Annotated in this window: 15 protein-coding genes; 8 read left to right on the top strand and 7 right to left on the bottom strand. The window is 68.0% G+C overall.

Annotated features, from left to right (window positions below):
* Positions 1 to 312 precede the first annotated feature (312 nt).
* From XAN126_RS0107105 to XAN126_RS0107075, 7 genes are all read left to right on the top strand, one after another.
* The gene (locus XAN126_RS0107105) at positions 313 to 1,716 is read left to right on the top strand and encodes an acyl-CoA dehydrogenase family protein (protein WP_024277900.1); all 1,404 of its coding nucleotides are present in this window, start codon (positions 313 to 315) and stop codon (positions 1,714 to 1,716) included.
* 126 nt (positions 1,717 to 1,842) lie between these two features.
* Positions 1,843 to 2,355: a flavin reductase family protein gene (locus XAN126_RS0107100; protein WP_029876842.1), complete on the top strand. Its 513-nt coding sequence runs from the start codon at positions 1,843 to 1,845 to the stop codon at positions 2,353 to 2,355.
* The gene (locus tag XAN126_RS0107095; RefSeq protein ID WP_024277898.1) at positions 2,356 to 4,650 is read left to right on the top strand and encodes an aminomethyltransferase family protein; all 2,295 of its coding nucleotides are present in this window, start codon (positions 2,356 to 2,358) and stop codon (positions 4,648 to 4,650) included. It begins immediately after the preceding gene.
* A gap of 226 nt (positions 4,651 to 4,876) precedes the next feature.
* Entirely contained in the window at positions 4,877 to 6,559 is a 1,683-nt protein-coding gene (locus XAN126_RS0107090; RefSeq protein ID WP_029876841.1) for an APC family permease, read from the top strand.
* An 11-nt stretch (positions 6,560 to 6,570) separates the two neighbouring features.
* The gene (locus tag XAN126_RS0107085) at positions 6,571 to 7,158 is read left to right on the top strand and encodes a dimethylamine monooxygenase subunit DmmA family protein (protein ID WP_024277896.1); all 588 of its coding nucleotides are present in this window, start codon (positions 6,571 to 6,573) and stop codon (positions 7,156 to 7,158) included.
* A complete protein-coding gene (locus XAN126_RS0107080; protein WP_024277895.1) occupies positions 7,155 to 8,111 on the top strand; it encodes a PDR/VanB family oxidoreductase in 957 nt (318 codons plus the stop codon). The genes XAN126_RS0107085 and XAN126_RS0107080 overlap by 4 nt, the downstream gene beginning before the upstream one ends.
* Before the next feature lie 14 nt (positions 8,112 to 8,125).
* On the top strand, positions 8,126 to 9,187 hold the full coding sequence (locus XAN126_RS0107075) for a DUF3445 domain-containing protein (protein ID WP_024277894.1): 1,062 nt from the start codon (positions 8,126 to 8,128) through the stop codon (positions 9,185 to 9,187).
* A 34-nt stretch (positions 9,188 to 9,221) separates the two neighbouring features.
* On the opposite strand, the gene XAN126_RS0107070 is transcribed toward XAN126_RS0107075, so the two are convergent.
* Positions 9,222 to 9,857 carry a MarC family protein gene (locus tag XAN126_RS0107070; protein WP_024277893.1) on the bottom strand — a complete coding sequence of 212 codons (636 nt, stop codon included), beginning with the start codon at positions 9,855 to 9,857 and terminating at the stop codon, positions 9,222 to 9,224.
* Between the two features lie 137 nt (positions 9,858 to 9,994).
* On the opposite strand from XAN126_RS0107070, the gene XAN126_RS0107065 reads away from it, so the two are divergent.
* Positions 9,995 to 10,834, top strand: a complete 840-nt coding sequence (locus XAN126_RS0107065) for a universal stress protein (RefSeq protein ID WP_024277892.1) — start codon at positions 9,995 to 9,997, stop codon at positions 10,832 to 10,834.
* Positions 10,835 to 10,951: 117 nt separating this feature from the next.
* Here the strand turns inward: XAN126_RS0107065 and XAN126_RS0107060 are convergent, their stop codons facing one another.
* From XAN126_RS0107060 to XAN126_RS0107040, 6 genes are all read right to left on the bottom strand, one after another.
* Entirely contained in the window at positions 10,952 to 11,389 is a 438-nt protein-coding gene (locus tag XAN126_RS0107060) for a hypothetical protein (RefSeq protein ID WP_024277891.1), read from the bottom strand.
* A gap of 224 nt (positions 11,390 to 11,613) precedes the next feature.
* The gene (locus tag XAN126_RS0107055) at positions 11,614 to 13,032 is read right to left on the bottom strand and encodes a HAMP domain-containing sensor histidine kinase (protein WP_051460805.1); all 1,419 of its coding nucleotides are present in this window, start codon (positions 13,030 to 13,032) and stop codon (positions 11,614 to 11,616) included.
* Positions 13,033 to 13,071: 39 nt separating this feature from the next.
* On the bottom strand, positions 13,072 to 13,743 hold the full coding sequence (locus tag XAN126_RS0107050) for a response regulator transcription factor (protein WP_024277889.1): 672 nt from the start codon (positions 13,741 to 13,743) through the stop codon (positions 13,072 to 13,074).
* A 241-nt stretch (positions 13,744 to 13,984) separates the two neighbouring features.
* Positions 13,985 to 14,143, bottom strand: coding sequence for a hypothetical protein (locus XAN126_RS28205; protein WP_155982243.1), 159 nt, complete (start codon positions 14,141 to 14,143; stop codon positions 13,985 to 13,987).
* Entirely contained in the window at positions 14,100 to 14,420 is a 321-nt protein-coding gene (locus XAN126_RS0107045; protein ID WP_024277888.1) for a hypothetical protein, read from the bottom strand. The genes XAN126_RS28205 and XAN126_RS0107045 overlap by 44 nt, the downstream gene beginning before the upstream one ends.
* Positions 14,417 to 15,265 carry a glycosyl hydrolase 108 family protein gene (locus tag XAN126_RS0107040; protein WP_024277887.1) on the bottom strand — a complete coding sequence of 283 codons (849 nt, stop codon included), beginning with the start codon at positions 15,263 to 15,265 and terminating at the stop codon, positions 14,417 to 14,419. The genes XAN126_RS0107045 and XAN126_RS0107040 overlap by 4 nt, the downstream gene beginning before the upstream one ends.
* Between the last annotated feature and the right edge of the window lie 10 nt (positions 15,266 to 15,275).

The following is a 15,275-nucleotide window of genomic DNA, read 5'->3' as shown; positions in this document are numbered from 1 at the left end:
GCGACGACCGCATCCTGATGGCGGGCCAACGCTCATGTCAATTACTTTTCCTCAGAAGAAATTTCTTTGGTAGCATGGCGCAAAAGGCGGCAAAGAAAACCGAGGAAACCCCATGCGTCGCCCAGATCATGTTCATCGAACGGGCCAGAACCGCCCAACTAATGGGCTTGCACCAAAATTGGCCCGTGGCACTCTCGTTTCTACCGCGTCAAAAAAGTTCACTGAGGGGAACAGGCGCGCCACAGCGTGATCGCAAATGGCAGGGACGGCCGCGGGGACTGCCCGCGCGCCGGCCCGGGCGGAGCTTGAGACATGTCCGAGACGAAGATGTGGGGCAAGGAAGAGTTCTGGGGGCTTGGCTTCGAGTGGGACCCCCAGTGGCTGCTGAGCGCCGAGCAGAAGGATCTGCAGGCGAAGCTCATCGCCTTGTGCGAGACCACGCTGCGCGCGAACGCCGTGGAGAGCGATGCCAACTACATCTACCCCCGCAAGAATTTCGAGGCGCTGGCCACCCTCGGCCTGCTCTCGCTGAACGTGCCGAAGGAGCTGGGCGGCCTCGGCCAGAACCATGTCTGCGCCGCCATGGTGGTGGAGACCATCGCCCGCTACGGCTGCCCCTCCACCGCCATGTGCTACACCATGCACCTCGGCGCCGTGGCTGCCGCGCTGCTGCGGCACCACGACAATGCGCTGCTCACCGACATCCTGAAGCGGCTGGACAAGGACGTGCTCATCGGCACGCTCTCCTATTCCGACCCCGAGACCGGCTCGCACTTCTGGTATCCCATCTCTTCCAAGGCCGAAGCCCATGGCGAGGGCTGGAAGGTCACCAAGAAGGCCTCCTGGACCACCTCCGGCGGCTTCGCCGACTGGTACATCGTCCAGACCACCAGCCCCGGCTTCTCCGGCGATTATTCCGACCTCTCCTGCTTCCTCGTCACCAAGGACGAGGTGAAGGCCAACCCCTCCGAGTGGGACGGCCTCGGCCTGCGCGGCAACCAGTCCGGCCCCATCGTGGTGGAGAATGCGGTGCTGCCGAAGGAGGCCCTCGTCGGCCCCATCGGCGACGGCGCCAAGTCCAACGACGAGGTGGTGGACCCCTTCTTCCTCACCTGCTCGTCGGCCTGCTGGAACGGCATCTCGCTGGCGGTCATCGACATCGCCAAGCGCCACACCACCCGCAAGACCCACAATGACGTGGGCATGCGCGTCGCCGACTACCCCACCATCCAGGACTATGTGGGCGAGGCGATCATGGACACCAATTCCTGCCGCGCCTTCGACTACCAGATGGCGCAGGCGCTGGATTCGGTGACCAACAATTGCGACTGGTCGATCCACAAGGACATCGACGCCCTGCCCCGCTCCTCCCTGCTCCACTGGCTGTGGCAGGTGAAGTTCGAGGCGGCCAAGAACGTCGCCCATGTGGTGGACAAGATGCTCCACGCCACCGGCGGCACCGGCTTCCGCCCGGCGCTCCAGATCGAGCGCTATCTGCGCGACGGCAAGGCCGGCTGGGTGATGGGCCCCACCAACGAGGTGCTGCGCCAGTTCGTGGGCAAGGCCGCGCTGCTGGGCTTCGGTTCGCTGGACTACTGGAACAAGTCGATCAACGAGCGCGTGCTCAACAACGAGATCAAGAAGATGGACGAGGCGGAGAAGCGCGCCTTTGCCGAAAAGCTGCTGGCCGAGCTTCAGCCGGCCAAGGTGGCGTAACGCGGGACGCCACCACGCGGAGCCTTCGTCCCTCTCCGTCGCTCAGGAGAGGGGCGAACGCCCGCGCGCCCGCCATCGAAGGGGATTATCATGGACGGGCTGTCGCATTTCAGGAAGTACCTTGCCATGACGACCATTGATCTCGACGCCCGTTTTGATCCGCGCGAACTGCGCAACGCCCTCGGCCGCTTCGCCACCGGCATCGCCGTGGTGATGGCGCAGGACGAGGACGGCCCCATCGGCGTGACGGTGAATTCCTTCTCGTCCGTCTCGCTGGACCCGCCGCTGATTCTCTTCTCCATGGCCCGCTCGCTGCACTCGCTGGCGCGGCTGGAGAAGGCGAAGGCCTATTCAGTCAACATCCTCATGGAGAGCCAGCAGGACATCTCCAACCGCTTCGCCCGCGCCGGCGAGGACAAGTTCTCCGCCACGCCCTGGGAGATCGGTCCCTCCGGCGCGCCGCGCCTCGTGCCCGCCCACGCCACCTTCGAATGCGTGCCCTACGCACATTATGACGGCGGCGACCATGTGATCTTCGTCGGCCGCGTGGTGCATCTGCACGCCGAGGGCGAGGGCGATCCGCTGCTCTATTACCGCGGCAGCTACCGGCTGCTCGCCTCCATCGCTCAAGAGGGGTGAATGGACGCCTCCCTGCTTCCGCCCGGTCCTTCCCCGACCACCGCCGCCCGAGAGCGGGTGGTGGTGCGCGGCGGCGGCATAGCCGCCGTCACGCTCGGCGCCGGGGACCGCATGACCGTGCTGGACCCGGAAGGGCTCCAGCCGGCGCTGGTCTTCGTCACTGATGGACATGCGGTGGAGGGTTGGGAGGGCGCCGGCGTGGAGACGCTGCCGGCGTTGATGGACCAGGGGGAAGAGGGCAGCACGGAGGTCGCCCGGCTGCTGGCGGAAAACGGCTGCGCGCCGGCCTCGCTGGCGGGACGGGCGTTGCTGTCGCGAGATGGTAGTGCGGGCGCGACGGCGGAGATCGTGGCGCGGGCCGATGTGCTCGTGGTGATCGCTGCCCCCGGCGGCCCCATGTCGCCGGATGCGCAGGACCCACCCACCGACCTCATCGTGACCGTGACCCGCACCCGGGGCCGGGGCCGCCCCCTGCCCGCCCCGCTCGCGCCGCCGAAACTGGACGTGCGCGTGCCCGCGGCTGAGGCCCGGGCCTATCGGGTGAAGGCGGGCGATTACATCCAGATTATCGACGTGGACGGCCGCCAGTGCGCGGACTTCCTCGCCTTCGACGCCGCCGCGCTGGAGAAGGGCGCGGAGTTCGGGCTCGACGCCACCACCACCCGCACCCTCATGGGCGCCGCCTATCCGGGGCCGGGGCTCCATTCCAAATATTATGACGAGCGCCAGCTCCCGCTGGTGGAGGTGATCCGCGACACGGTGGGCCGGCACGACACCTTCGCCCTCGCCTGCTCGGCGAAGTACTACGAGGACATGGGCTATCCCGGCCATGCCAATTGCACGGACAATTTCAACGCCGTGCTGGCGCCTTTGGGCATTCGAGAGCGCGCCGGCTGGCCGGCCATCAATTTCTTCTACAATACGGCCGTGGACCACACCAACGCGATCACCATGGACGAGCCATGGTCGCGGCCGGGCGACTATGTGCTGCTGCGGGCGCTGAACGATCTCGTGTGCGCCACCTCGTCCTGCGCGGACGACATCGACCCCGCCAATGGCTGGGAGCCCACCGACATCCATGTGCGCGTCTATGACGGCGCCGAAAACTTCTCCAAGGGGATCGCGTTCCGCATGAGTGCCGACGCCGAACCGCGCCTGACGCGCGAGAGCGCCTTCCACCAGAGCCTTGCCGCCCACACGCGCAACGTCGTGGAGTATCGCGGCTTCTGGCTGCCCACCTGCTTCACCGGCGAGGGGCCGATTGCCGAATACTGGGCCTGCCGCGAAAAGGCGGCGGTGATGGACCTGTCCCCCCTGCGCAAGTTCGAGGTGACGGGGCCGGATGCCGAGATCCTGCTCCAGCGCACGGTGACGCGCGACATGCGCAAGCTGGCCGTGGGGCAGGTGGTCTATACGGCGCTGTGCTACGACCACGGCGGCATGATCGACGATGCCACCATCTTCCGCCTGTCGCCGACCAATTTCCGGGTGGTGTGCGGCGAGGAATTCACCGGCGCCTGGCTGCGCACCAAGGCGGCGGAGTGGGGCCTCAACGTCCATGTGCGCTCGTCCACGGACCAGTTGCACAACATCGCCGTGCAGGGGCCGCTGTCGCGGGCGATTCTCGCCGAGGTGATCTGGACCGGGGCCACCCAGCCCGCCGTCACCGAACTGAAGTGGTTCCGCTTCGCGGTCGCGCGCCTTGGTGGCCCCACCGGGCCGGCACTGGTCGTCTCGCGCACCGGCTATACCGGCGAACTGGGCTTCGAGATCTGGTGCCATCCCAAGGATGGAAAGGCGCTGTTCGATGCGGTGTGGGCGGCCGGCGCGCCGAAGGGCATGAAGCCGCTCGGCCTCTCCGCGCTGGACATGCTGCGCATCGAGGCGGGGCTGGTCTTCGCCGGCTACGACTTCTGCGACCAGACCGACCCCTATGAGGCCGGCATCGGCTTCGCCGTGGCGGACAAGGACGAGGATTTCGTGGGGAAGGCAGCGCTGGCGCGGCGCAAGGCGAACCCGGCGCGCAAGCTCGTGGGCCTCAAGATCGATGGCAACGACGCCGTGGGCCATGGCGACCCGATCTTTGTGGGGCGGGCTCAGGTGGGCGTCGTCACCAGCGCCACGCGCTCGCCCATCCTCAAAGCGCAGATCGCCCTGGCCCGCATCGATGTCGCCCATGCCGCGATCGGCACGGGCATCGAGATCGGCAAGCTGGACGGACACAGGAAGCGCATCGGCGCCGAGATCGTGCCCTTCCCCCATTTCGACCCGCAGAAGACGAGAGTGAGAGCCTGACCTGTCATCGCCCCGCGACGACGCCTTGGTCCTTGTAGAAACAGCCCGGCCCCGCACGTTGCGCTGCGGGGCCGAAGGCATTTCCTTCCCTAATGACAGAATGCTCATGCATTGGGCGGGGGATGCGTGCAATTTGAGCCGCTTTTACCGTCCAGTCGGCCAATTTATACATTGACAAAAAAGTTTCTTCTCCGGAAACTCCCCTCATAATTCGAGGGGAAAAACAATGAGTATCGCAGCAACCAACGAGGCGGTCGCCGCGCCTGAGGCCGGCTCGCTTCAACGCAAGATCAGCTGGACCGGCGCCTTCTGGATCGCGAGCGGCGTGCCCGCCCTCGTGCTCTTCTCCATCGGCGCCATCGGCGCCACGGTGGGCGCGCCGGCATGGTTCGTATGGATCCTGTCCATCGTCTTCGGCTTCATCCAGGCCTTTTCCTACGCCGAAATCGCCGGCCTGTTCCCGCACAAGTCGGGCGGCGCCTCGGTCTATGGCGCCATCGCCTGGGTGCGCTACGGCAAGCTGCTCGCGCCGTTCTCGGTGTGGTGCAACTGGCTGGCGTGGTCGCCGGTGCTGTCCATCGGCTCCGGCCTTGCGGCGGGCTACGTGCTCTCCATCCTGTTCGCGCCGGATGCCGCCATCAACACCTGGCAGCTCACGCTGGTGGATCTCGGCTGGCTGAAGGCGGGCCTCGCGCTGCGCATCAACGCCACCTTCCTCCTCGGCGCGGTGCTGCTGCTCATCGCCTTCGCCATCCAGCATCGTGGCATCAGCCAGACCGCCAAGGTGCAGGTCATCCTCGGCGTCGTGGCACTGCTGCCCCTGATCCTCATCGGCCTCGTGCCGCTGTTCACCGGCGACGTGCTCGCCGCCCATCTCGGGCCGTTTGCCCCGCTCGCCAAGGACGAGGCCGGCCGGGTGATCGCCGGCGAATGGAACATGGCGGGCCTCACCCTGATGGCCGGCGGCCTGTTCATCGCCGCGTGGTCCACCTACGGCTTCGAGACCGCCGTCTGCTACACGCGCGAGTTCCGCGACCCGAAGAAGGATACCTTCAAGGCCATCCTCTACTCCGGGCTCCTGTGCATCTTCGTGTTCACCATCGTGCCCCTCTCCTTCCAGGGCGTGCTCGGCCTCGGCCAGCTCGTGACCCCGGCGGTGGTGGACGCCTCCGGCACCGTGACCACGCCGGCGGTCTATGACGGCATCCTGTCCGCCGACATCTATTCCGGCATGGGCGTCGCCAGCGCCATGGCGGGTATGCTCAAGGGCGGCCCGCTGGTGCACAACATCATCGTGGTGATGCTGATCCTCGCGCTCATGCTCGCCATCATCACCTCCATGGCCGGCTCCTCGCGCACGCTCTACCAGGCGTCGGTGGACGGCTGGCTGCCCAAGTACCTCAGCCACGTGAACGAGAACGGCGCCCCCACCCGCGCCATGTGGACGGACCTTGGCTTCAACCTCATCCTGCTGATGATGTCGGACTATGTGTTCATCCTCGCCATCTCCAACGTCTGCTACATCCTGTTCAACTTCCTGAACCTCAATTCCGCCTGGATGCACCGCATCGACCGTCCGGCCTGGGATCGCCCCTTCAAGGCCCCCATCTGGCTCATCGGCATGGGTACGGTGCTGGCCTACGTGAACCTGTTCCTGCTCGGCATGGGTGCCGACATCTGGGGCGCGGGCACGCTGGTCACCGGGCTCATCGTATCGGCCGCCATCATCCCGGTGTTCCTGTTCCGCCATTATGTGACGGACAAGGGTCAGTTCCCCGCGGCGATGATGGAGGACATGCACCTCAAGGCCGAACCCGGTGCCGGCACGCGAGCGGGGATGCTGCCCTACCTCGCTCTCGTGCTTGGCGCCGTTGTCATCATCGTGGCCCGCAGCATTGCGGTCTATTGAACGGAGACGAAATGAGCGACCAGGGTATGAAGAGCCGCCCGACGTACGCCCCGCTGGCCCCGGACCCGTCCGGACGGCACCACCTTCTGGTGGTCGAGGCGGCCGAGGTTCCGGCTGAAGCACTGGCGGAGGGGGTTGTCCCCTCCGCCTTCGAGGTCTGGACGGTGGCCCGGCGCAGCGCCGTGCCCTCCGCCCCGGCCATGGAGGAGGCGCCGGGCAGCGTCGCCACCTTCCGGTCCGTGACGCACCTCTTCTCCGCGCTGGAGGAGCGGCTCGCCCGCGAGACCATGGGGCTGCGCCTCTATGCGGCGGGTGCCGAGCCGTTCCTGTGGGACGTGTGGGGCCGCGCCGAGAAGGCCGGCCTCAGCCGGCAGGAGACGGCGTTCGCCGAGGTCGGCCCGAAGGCGCGGCGCATCTATTGCGTCCACTGCCGGACGGTGACCGAGGGTGTCACCACCTCCATCTTCACCTGCCCGGGCTGCGGCGCATCCTTGTTCGTGCGCGATCATTTCTCACGGCGGCTCGCCGCCTTCATGGGCGTCCAGGTGGATGCCGAGGTGCCGGGTGAGGTGCCTGAGGCCGAGGAGCTCTACGCATGACCGCCGCCCAGCCCTTCAATGTGCGCGTGCGCGAAATCGTCGAGCTCGCGCCGAGCCTCAAGCGCTTCTCCTTCGAGCCCGTCCATGGCGGCGTGTTCCCCACCCCGCCGGCGGGCGGACACGTCCTCCTCACCCTGCGCGACGGCGCCCGGGTGATGAAGAACGCCTATTCCCTCGTCTCCCCGCCCTCCGAGCGGAGCCGCTACGACATCATCGTGCGCCTCGTCGCCCAGTCGCGCGGCGGCTCGTCCCATCTCCACCGCAAGGTCGCCCCCGGCGACGTGCTGGAGATGGCCAATCCCGTGAGCCTGTTCCCCCTCATCTCCACCGCGAAGAAGCACCTGCTCATCGGCGGCGGCATCGGCATCACGCCCATGCTCTCCTTCCTGCCGGAGCTGAAGGCGCGGGGCGCCCGCTTCGAGCTGCACCAGCTCGCGACGCTGGAGGAAGTGCCGGTGTTCGAGCGCCTGCTCGCGCCTTATGCGGCGGGTGAGGAAATCCGCGTGCACGGCGGCGGCCGCGCCGCCTTCGATCTCGCCGGCCTGCTCGCGCGCCAGCCGCTCGGCACCCATGTCTATGTCTGCGGGCCGCACAGCCTGATGGAGGCGGTCGCCTCCATCGCCGCGGCCCTCGGCTGGCCCAAGACCAAGGTGCACAAGGAGAGCTTCGGCGGTGACATCACCGGCCTGCCCTTCCGCGCCGTGCTCCGCAAGTCCGGCATCGAGGTGGAAGTGGGTGAGAGCCAGAGCCTGCTCGAGGCCATCGAGGCGGCCGGCGTCGAGGCCCCGTGCCTGTGCCGTGGCGGGGCGTGCGGCCAGTGCGCCACCCCCCTCGTCGAGGGCGAGGCGGAACACCGCGACGACTTCCTCTCCGCGGAGGAGAAGGCGGCCGGCACCCTCATCATGACCTGCGTGTCGCGCGCCCGCGGCCCGCGCATCGTCATCGACCTGTGATCCCGGGAGGTCCCATGACCGTTCAGTTCAAGCCCGCAGAGACCTTCCGCGACACCTTCACCTACAAGAAGTCGCCCGAGGACCTCCTGCGCTTCCCCTTCCCGTTCCCCGAAGACAGCTACATGTATTCGGTGAACATCGAGCCCCACGTGCGCGGCGGCCCCACGGCCGCCTTCCAGGCGCAGTTCGACGTCGACGAGCACTATATCGCCGAGTGCAAGGAGCGCGCCCGCATCCTCGCCGAGGACCCCAAGCGCTGTCAGGTGCTGCCGCACATGATGACGGCGGAGTGGGACAGCCTCGAGATGATCATGGAGAACCTCGCGGCCGACTATCCCGAGCACTTCACCTTGTCGAAGGACGGCGACGCCTGGACCTGGGTGAACCGGCCGCTCGGCATCCAGCAGAGCTTCATCTTCGGCAAGGCGGAGACGCTGCCCTGCGGGCCGTTCGAGTACATCACCCGGCAGGCGCAGGGCGATTTCACCCTTCAGGACCAGCGCGAGGACAACCTCTTCGTTGACGGCGGTATGGTGACGAGCCAGGCCGACTGGTCGCTGGAATTCGACATCGGCATGAGCTTCCAGGAGTGGCACGGCCCGGTACCGCTGGCGCATGAGAAGGGCGTGTTCGACCGCGCCCTGAAGTATCTCCTGCGGCTCCAATACGGCCAGCCGGTGCGCCGCCTCAACTGGACCATGACGGTGAATCCGCGCCTTGATACCTCGCCGGAGAATTATCCCGTGTGGGGGCCGGACAAGGCGTCGGTCACGCCCGAGAACGTGGCCGACAAGGTCTATCTGCGCGTGGAGTTGCAGACGCTCTATCGCCTGCCCCGCTCCAACGCCATCCTGTTCGGCATCCGCTGCTATCTCACCAGCGTCGCCGACATCGCCAAGGTGCCAAAGTGGCGCCGGCGGCTGCACCGGGTGCTGCGCGACCTGCATCCGGATATCGCCGCCTACAAGGGCATTCCCCGCTATCAGCAGATGGTGGTGGACTATCTGGCGCCGCTGGATGACGGCTCGGCCACCTCGCCCGGCATCGCCCCGGATATCGAGAAGATCGAGGCCTGATCCTCAGGCCCCGCGACAGCCAGCCTGCCGCCGCTCAGATCGGCGGCAGGTTGAGCCATTTCTGGAAGGCGTTGAGCACCAGATTGACCGAGAAGGCGGCGAGCAGGATGCCCATGATCCGCCGCAGCAGGCTCGCTCCGCCCTCCCCCAGCACCTTGGCGATGTAGTCGCCCAGCCAGAAGATGGCGAACAGCACCAGCGACATCAGCACCAGCACGCTCACCGTGACCAGATGCTGGGAGAGCGGCGCGCCGCGGTTGTTGTCGGAGAACAGCACCATGGCGAGGATCGCGCCCGGCCCGGCCACGATGGGCGTCGCGATGGGATAGACCGCGATGTGGACCAGCCGCCGCTCGGGATCGGGCGTCACGGCATGCTGCGTCATCGCCCCGAAAATCATGGTCATCGAGAAATAGAACAGGATGATGCCGCCGGAGATCTGGAAGGCGAGGATGGAGATGCCCATCGCCTCCAGCAGCATCCGGCCGATCAGCGTGAACACCACCAGGATGAGGAAGGCGAAGGCGGTGCCCATCGCCGCCACCTTGTGGCGCTCCTGCCGGTCGAGGTGGGAGGTGGTGGCGAGGAACATGCTGAGATGGCTCAGCGGCTCCAGCACGACCCAGAGCGTGACCAGCTGGCTCGCGAACAGGTTCAGATCATCGATCATGGGCGCTCCCTTGCGCCCCTTATTACCTCAAGGGAAATGGCTGGCAACCGGCAGGCGGGAATGACGAGCCTTGACATGACGCAACGACAAGCTGAAGCCTTCGGGTACCTTGATCTTGTGTCAGGAGGAAACGCCAAATGGTGCAGAACATAAAAAGCGTGCTCATCGGCATGACAGAGGAGGGCATCGACGAGCCGTCCTCCGCGCTCGCCTACGGCCTGTCGCTGGCCCAGCAATCGGGCGCCCACGCGACCATTCAGGCGGCCTCGCTCAAGGTGGTGATGGGCAACACCTTCGTCAGCAATGTCGCGACCGGCCTCGTCGCCGCCCACAACCGGCGGCTGAAGCAGCTGGCGCAGGACGTGGCGGAGCGGGCGCGGGGCGATGCGGCCGCCGCCGGCGTCGCCGCCTCGGTGGAGACACCGCAGCTCGGCTATGGCCAGCTGGTGGAGCTGTTCGTCGCCCAGGCGCGGGTGCACGACATCGCCGTGCTGGACGCGGAGGTCGCAACCGTCAACGCCGACCGGGGGCTCATCGAAGCGCTGCTGTTCGAGAGCGGCCGGCCAGTGATCGTGGTGCCGCCGGGGGTGGAGACCTTCAAGCACGACCGCGTTCTCATCGCCTGGGACGCGAGCGTACGGGCCACCCGCGCCGTCAACGACGCCATGGGCATCCTGAAATCCGCCGCTTCGGTGGAGGTGCTCGCCATCGGCTCGGAGAAGGAGCTGGCGCATGAGATTCCCGGCGCCGAGCTGGCCCCCCACCTTGCTCGCCATGGCGTCCATGTGGACGTGAAGAATTTGGTGGTGAGCCCGGACGGCGTCGCCGAGACCCTGCGCGAGCAGGCCGGACTGATCGGCGCCGACCTCATCGTGATGGGCGCCTTCAACCACTCGCGCATTCGCGAATGGGTGCTGGGCGGCGTCACCGAGTCGCTGCTGGAGGACTGCAAGGTCCCCCTGCTGATGTCCTACTGAGGCCAGCCAGCGCGGCGCGCCTCAGGCCGCCTCGCGTCGCTTGTCCAAATCACCCCACGAAGCCACGCCCCCGCTTTGCGCCCGCACCGCCTCAGGCGGCGGGCCTTCCACCGGTGCTCAGCTCACCGGCTGCCAGCGGCCCTCCGCCGTGCGGCATGCGGCGCCGCGGGCGATCTGGGGGCGGTTGTCGATATAGATGGTGTGGGAATAGTCGCGGCAGCTCTGGTAGCCGGCGCGGTTGTAGGGCGGGCCGGCGATGACCGTGCCGCGCGCGGTGCCGTCGCCCTTCCAGCCGATGGGATAGCCGGGGCCGCCCGTCTCCAGCGCCGAAATCTCGGCGTCGTAGGCGCGCTGGCGGTCGGCGTCGTCGAGCCCGTTGCCGATGCCACCGCTGATAAGGCCGCCGGAGACCGTGCCCGACATGACAGGCGCCGTGGGCAGGGCCGCGAGGGCCGCCGTCGCCTTGGTCCCGGTCGTGTCGGTCGCGCACCCGCCCAGCGCAAGGGCGAGGACCGCTGCGGATGCGGGAGAAACGCGGAACACGCGGACGGACATGAACGGGCCTCAGACAAAACAGCGGGGCGACGCAGAGGCCATCTGCCTTTGCGGGCAAATCGCCGTGCACGTCATCAACGATCGGGCCACCACATCGGATCATCGAATGGGGCGACGGAGAGGCTGACGGCCTCTCTTAGGCGCCGCAAGCCTCAGTGTGAAGACGGTTTGCCGCAGGCTGTGGCGCCACGGTGTCACCCCTTGGCCCGCGTCGTCCCGAAGCGTCAGGTGGTCGGGGGCGGCGCCGCGGCGGCGGGCAGCACCAGCTCGGTCCGAAGGCCGCCGATGGGGGCAGAGCTCAGCTCGAACCGCCCGCCATAGAGCAGGGCCAGTTCGTGGACGATGGAGAGGCCGAGGCCGGAGCCGGGCTTGGATTCGTCCAGCCGCCGCCCGCGCCGGCCCACATCCACCCGCCGGGCGGGATCGAGGCCCGGGCCGTCATCGTCGATGCTGACATGGAAATAGACCCGGTCTCCCGGCGTGCGCGGCCGCTCCACCAGCACCTCCACCTCCACGCGGGAGGAGGCCCATTTGCAGGCATTGTCGATGAGATTGCCGAACATCTCCTCGAGATCCTGCTGCTCGCCGCGGAAATGCACGTCTTCCGGGATGCGCACGTCGATGGCGAGGTCCTTGGTGCGGTGGATCTTCTCCATGGTGCGGGCGAGCGAGGTGATGACCGGCGTCACCTCGCACACGCTCGCCACCACCGAGATGCGGGCCGCCATGCGGGCGCGTTCCAGATGGTGGGCCACCTGATCCCGCATCACGCCGGCCTGGTCGCGCACGCGCACGGCGAGCGGGTCGTCGCGGGTGCCGGCCTCGTTCATCAGCACGGAAAGGGGTGTCTTGAGCGCATGGGCGAGGTTGCCCACGTGGGTGCGGGCGCGTTCCACGATCTCGTGGTTGGCGTCGATGAGGGCATTCACCTCGCGCACCAGCGGCACGATCTCGATGGGATAGGTGCCCTCCAGCCGCTCGGCCTTGCCGGAGCGCACGTCCGACAGCGCCTCCGAGATGCGCGTGAGCGGCTTCAGCCCGAACCGCACCTGCACGATGACCACCAGCAGGAAGGCGCAGGCCAGCACCACCAGCGTGGCCGCGAGCGAGAAGTTGAAGGCGGAGATCTCCGCCTCAAGGTCGGATGCCACCGCTGCCACCGAGACCACGTAACGGGCATCCGCCCCGAGGTCCACGTCGCGCTCGACGATGCGCAGGGCTACGCCACCCGGGCCGGTCGCGTAGCCCTGCCGCATCAAACCGGGGCGACCTCGGATGCCCTGCTCCGCGAGCAGCGGGAGGCTGGCGCCCACCAGCGAGCGGGACATGCGCCGCTCCAGCTTTTCGCCGGACTTGAGGGCGATCTGCCAGTACCAGCCGGAATTGGGGAAGGCGAAGAGCGGGTCAGCCAGCGCCTCCGGCTCGGGCAGGCGCTCGGAAGCATTGGCGACGTCGGCGACGATGATCTTCAGATAGATGTCGAGCTGCCGGTCGAACGCGCGCTCGGCGGAGCTGCGGTAGAGGGAGGCAAGCACGAAGCCCACCACCAGCAGCACCACCACCGTGATGGCCATGGCCGAGAGCACGAGGCGGAAGGCGAGGGAGCCGGGCGTGTATTCCGGCGGGCGTCGCGCGGCGTCCATGGCCATGTCAGGCGGCCGGCATGTCAGGAGGTCGCCATCTCAGCGCGGCTCCTCGGGGGCGGCGAGCAGATAGCCGAGGCCGCGCACGGTCTGGATCACGTCGCAGTCGAGCTTCTTGCGCAGGCGCCCGACGAACACCTCGATGGTGTTGGAATCGCGGTCGAAATCCTGATCGTAGAGGTGCTCCACCAGCTCTCCGCGTGACACCACCCGTCCCGCATGGTGCATGAGGTAGGAGAGCAGGCGATATTCGTGCGACGTGAGCTTGACCGGATTGCCGTCCACCGTGACGCGGCCGGAGCGGGTGTCAAGCCGCACCGGGCCGCAGGACATTTCGCTGGAAGCATGGCCGGTGGCCCGGCGCAGCAAAGCGCGCAGGCGGGCCAGCACCTCCTCCATGTGGAAGGGCTTGGCCACATAGTCGTCGGCGCCGGCATCGAAGCCCTGCACCTTGTCGCTCCAGCGGTCGCGGGCGGTGAGGATGAGGACCGGGGTGGTCTTGCCCGCCCGCCGCCAGCTCTCCAGCACGGAGATGCCGTCGAGCTTGGGCAGACCGATGTCGAGCACGATGGCGTCGTAAGGCTCGGTCTCGCCCAGGAACTGCCCCTCAACGCCGTCATAGGCGCGGTCCACGGCATAGCCGGCATCGCCGAGCGCCTCGACGAGCTGTCGGTTCAGCTCGGGATCGTCCTCGATCACCAACAAGCGCACGGTGCCCCTCCGCCTTCGCCACAACCTCCTTAAGCGAGAGAGACAAAGAATGACAGAGCCTTGCGCGCCTGTCAGCGATGACGGGGCGCCGCAGGCGGGACTTGGGCCATCGGCCTCGGTCGGTGGACCGGGGCCGAGTGGGCCACGCTCAAGCGCCGCGCGTTTTTTTTGGGAGGGCACGCTCAAGCGCCGCGCGGGCTTTCTGGGGGCAGCTCGCTCCATGGCAACTCGGGCGCGACCGTCACCGCCAGCCGCACAGCCGCCGCCCCACCGCATTGGCGGCCTTGGCCTGGCGGATGGTCTCGTCGGTGTCGGAGAGCGACCAGCGGATGGGCGCGGCGGCGCCGCAATAGACCCTAGTCGCGCCGGAACCCGTCGTCGTCGCGCAGCCGGCGAGCATCGCCGTCGCGGCGAGCGGCAGCATCCCGCGCAGACCGCGCGGCAGAAAGGCTTTCCGAGACATCACGTTCTCCTTCCTTGAGGGCGCGCTGGTAGCCGCGCTGGGCGGCGCGCCGCGTGACGAGCACGAAAGCGAGGACGGCGGCGGCGATCCCCGCCGCCCGCACCCCGAACAGGCGCAGCAGCACCGCCACGGCGAGGACGCCGGGAAGGCCCCAGGCCCACCACGGCACGCCATAGCCGAGGATGCCGGCCACCGCGTCGAGGGCGCCGCTCACGGCTTCGCCCCGGTTCCGAGGTCGAGCACCTCGGCCCGCTTCGCCCCGGCGTGCGCGCTCCACCAGACCCAGGCGAGGCCGGCGAGGGTGGCGGCGAGGCCGAGGAGCGTGAGCGCGGCGAACACATTGGCCAGCAAGGGCGAGCCGGTGGCATGCGGCTCGATCTGCCGCGCCGCCTCGGCCACGGTGGAGGCGACGATGCCGCCGGCCACGGCGCCCGCCCCCGCCTCGGGCCGGGGCGCCGGCCGGGCGCTGGCAAGCGCGCCCTTGGCCCCCTCCCCGTCCTTCGCAGGCACGGCGACGGAGGACGTCCGCCCCCCGGTCGCCCAGGATTTGCCAAGCTTGCGCACATCGGCGACGCGCCGGCCCCAGCCCTTGCCGAACACCGGCCAGGTGCGCAGCGCCTGGAGCATGGCGAGGCGGCGGTCGCAGATCTCGTCCACGAGGCGGCCCGGCGCGTGCTCGGCGGCGGCGCGGGCAGCGGCGAGCGTCACCTCCCCCACCTGCCCGTCGGCGGAAAGGCCAAGCGCACGCTGGAGCCATTTGGCGGATTGGGCGGGGCCGGAATTCACCGCGCCGTCGAACACCACATAGTCGATGCCGGCGGGCAGTTCGTCGGCCCGCACCGCGTCCCAATACTGGCGGCGGTAGATCTCCTTCAGCTCGGCATCCTCGATCTCGCGGACCGGGCGCTCGGGCAGCCCCTTCGAGCGGCGCCAGGCGTCGTAGACGCGCTGGATGATGCCCTTCATGGTCGGGCCGCCGGGATCGTCGGGATGATTGGAATACCCGCCCTCGTGGCGGAGCACGGCGGCAAGCGCCGGCGCGAAGCTTTCGGCAGCCATGGCAAGCTCT

The sequence above is a fragment of the Xanthobacter sp. 126 genome, assembly GCF_000526175.1.
Classification (GTDB): domain Bacteria; phylum Pseudomonadota; class Alphaproteobacteria; order Rhizobiales; family Xanthobacteraceae; genus Xanthobacter; species Xanthobacter aminoxidans.
Note: the sequence above shows the minus strand (reverse complement) of the source record. Positions and strands in the feature narration are given on the sequence as shown.

What these genes read in the sequence shown, in the direction of transcription:
- XAN126_RS0107055 (WP_051460805.1), bottom strand. Translation starts at nt 13,032, where the DNA reads ATGGACGCCGCGCGACGCCCGCCGGAATACACGCCCGGCTCCCTCGCC.
- XAN126_RS28205 (WP_155982243.1), bottom strand. Translation starts at nt 14,143, where the DNA reads ATGCTCGCCGGCTGCGCGACGACGACGGGTTCCGGCGCGACTAGGGTC.
- XAN126_RS0107080 (WP_024277895.1), top strand. Translation starts at nt 7,155, where the DNA reads ATGACCGCCGCCCAGCCCTTCAATGTGCGCGTGCGCGAAATCGTCGAG.
- XAN126_RS0107065 (WP_024277892.1), top strand. Translation starts at nt 9,995, where the DNA reads ATGGTGCAGAACATAAAAAGCGTGCTCATCGGCATGACAGAGGAGGGC.
- XAN126_RS0107060 (WP_024277891.1), bottom strand. Translation starts at nt 11,389, where the DNA reads ATGTCCGTCCGCGTGTTCCGCGTTTCTCCCGCATCCGCAGCGGTCCTC.
- XAN126_RS0107075 (WP_024277894.1), top strand. Translation starts at nt 8,126, where the DNA reads ATGACCGTTCAGTTCAAGCCCGCAGAGACCTTCCGCGACACCTTCACC.
- XAN126_RS0107100 (WP_029876842.1), top strand. Translation starts at nt 1,843, where the DNA reads ATGACGACCATTGATCTCGACGCCCGTTTTGATCCGCGCGAACTGCGC.
- XAN126_RS0107095 (WP_024277898.1), top strand. Translation starts at nt 2,356, where the DNA reads ATGGACGCCTCCCTGCTTCCGCCCGGTCCTTCCCCGACCACCGCCGCC.
- XAN126_RS0107040 (WP_024277887.1), bottom strand. Translation starts at nt 15,265, where the DNA reads ATGGCTGCCGAAAGCTTCGCGCCGGCGCTTGCCGCCGTGCTCCGCCAC.
- XAN126_RS0107070 (WP_024277893.1), bottom strand. Translation starts at nt 9,857, where the DNA reads ATGATCGATGATCTGAACCTGTTCGCGAGCCAGCTGGTCACGCTCTGG.
- XAN126_RS0107085 (WP_024277896.1), top strand. Translation starts at nt 6,571, where the DNA reads ATGAGCGACCAGGGTATGAAGAGCCGCCCGACGTACGCCCCGCTGGCC.
- XAN126_RS0107090 (WP_029876841.1), top strand. Translation starts at nt 4,877, where the DNA reads ATGAGTATCGCAGCAACCAACGAGGCGGTCGCCGCGCCTGAGGCCGGC.
- XAN126_RS0107105 (WP_024277900.1), top strand. Translation starts at nt 313, where the DNA reads ATGTCCGAGACGAAGATGTGGGGCAAGGAAGAGTTCTGGGGGCTTGGC.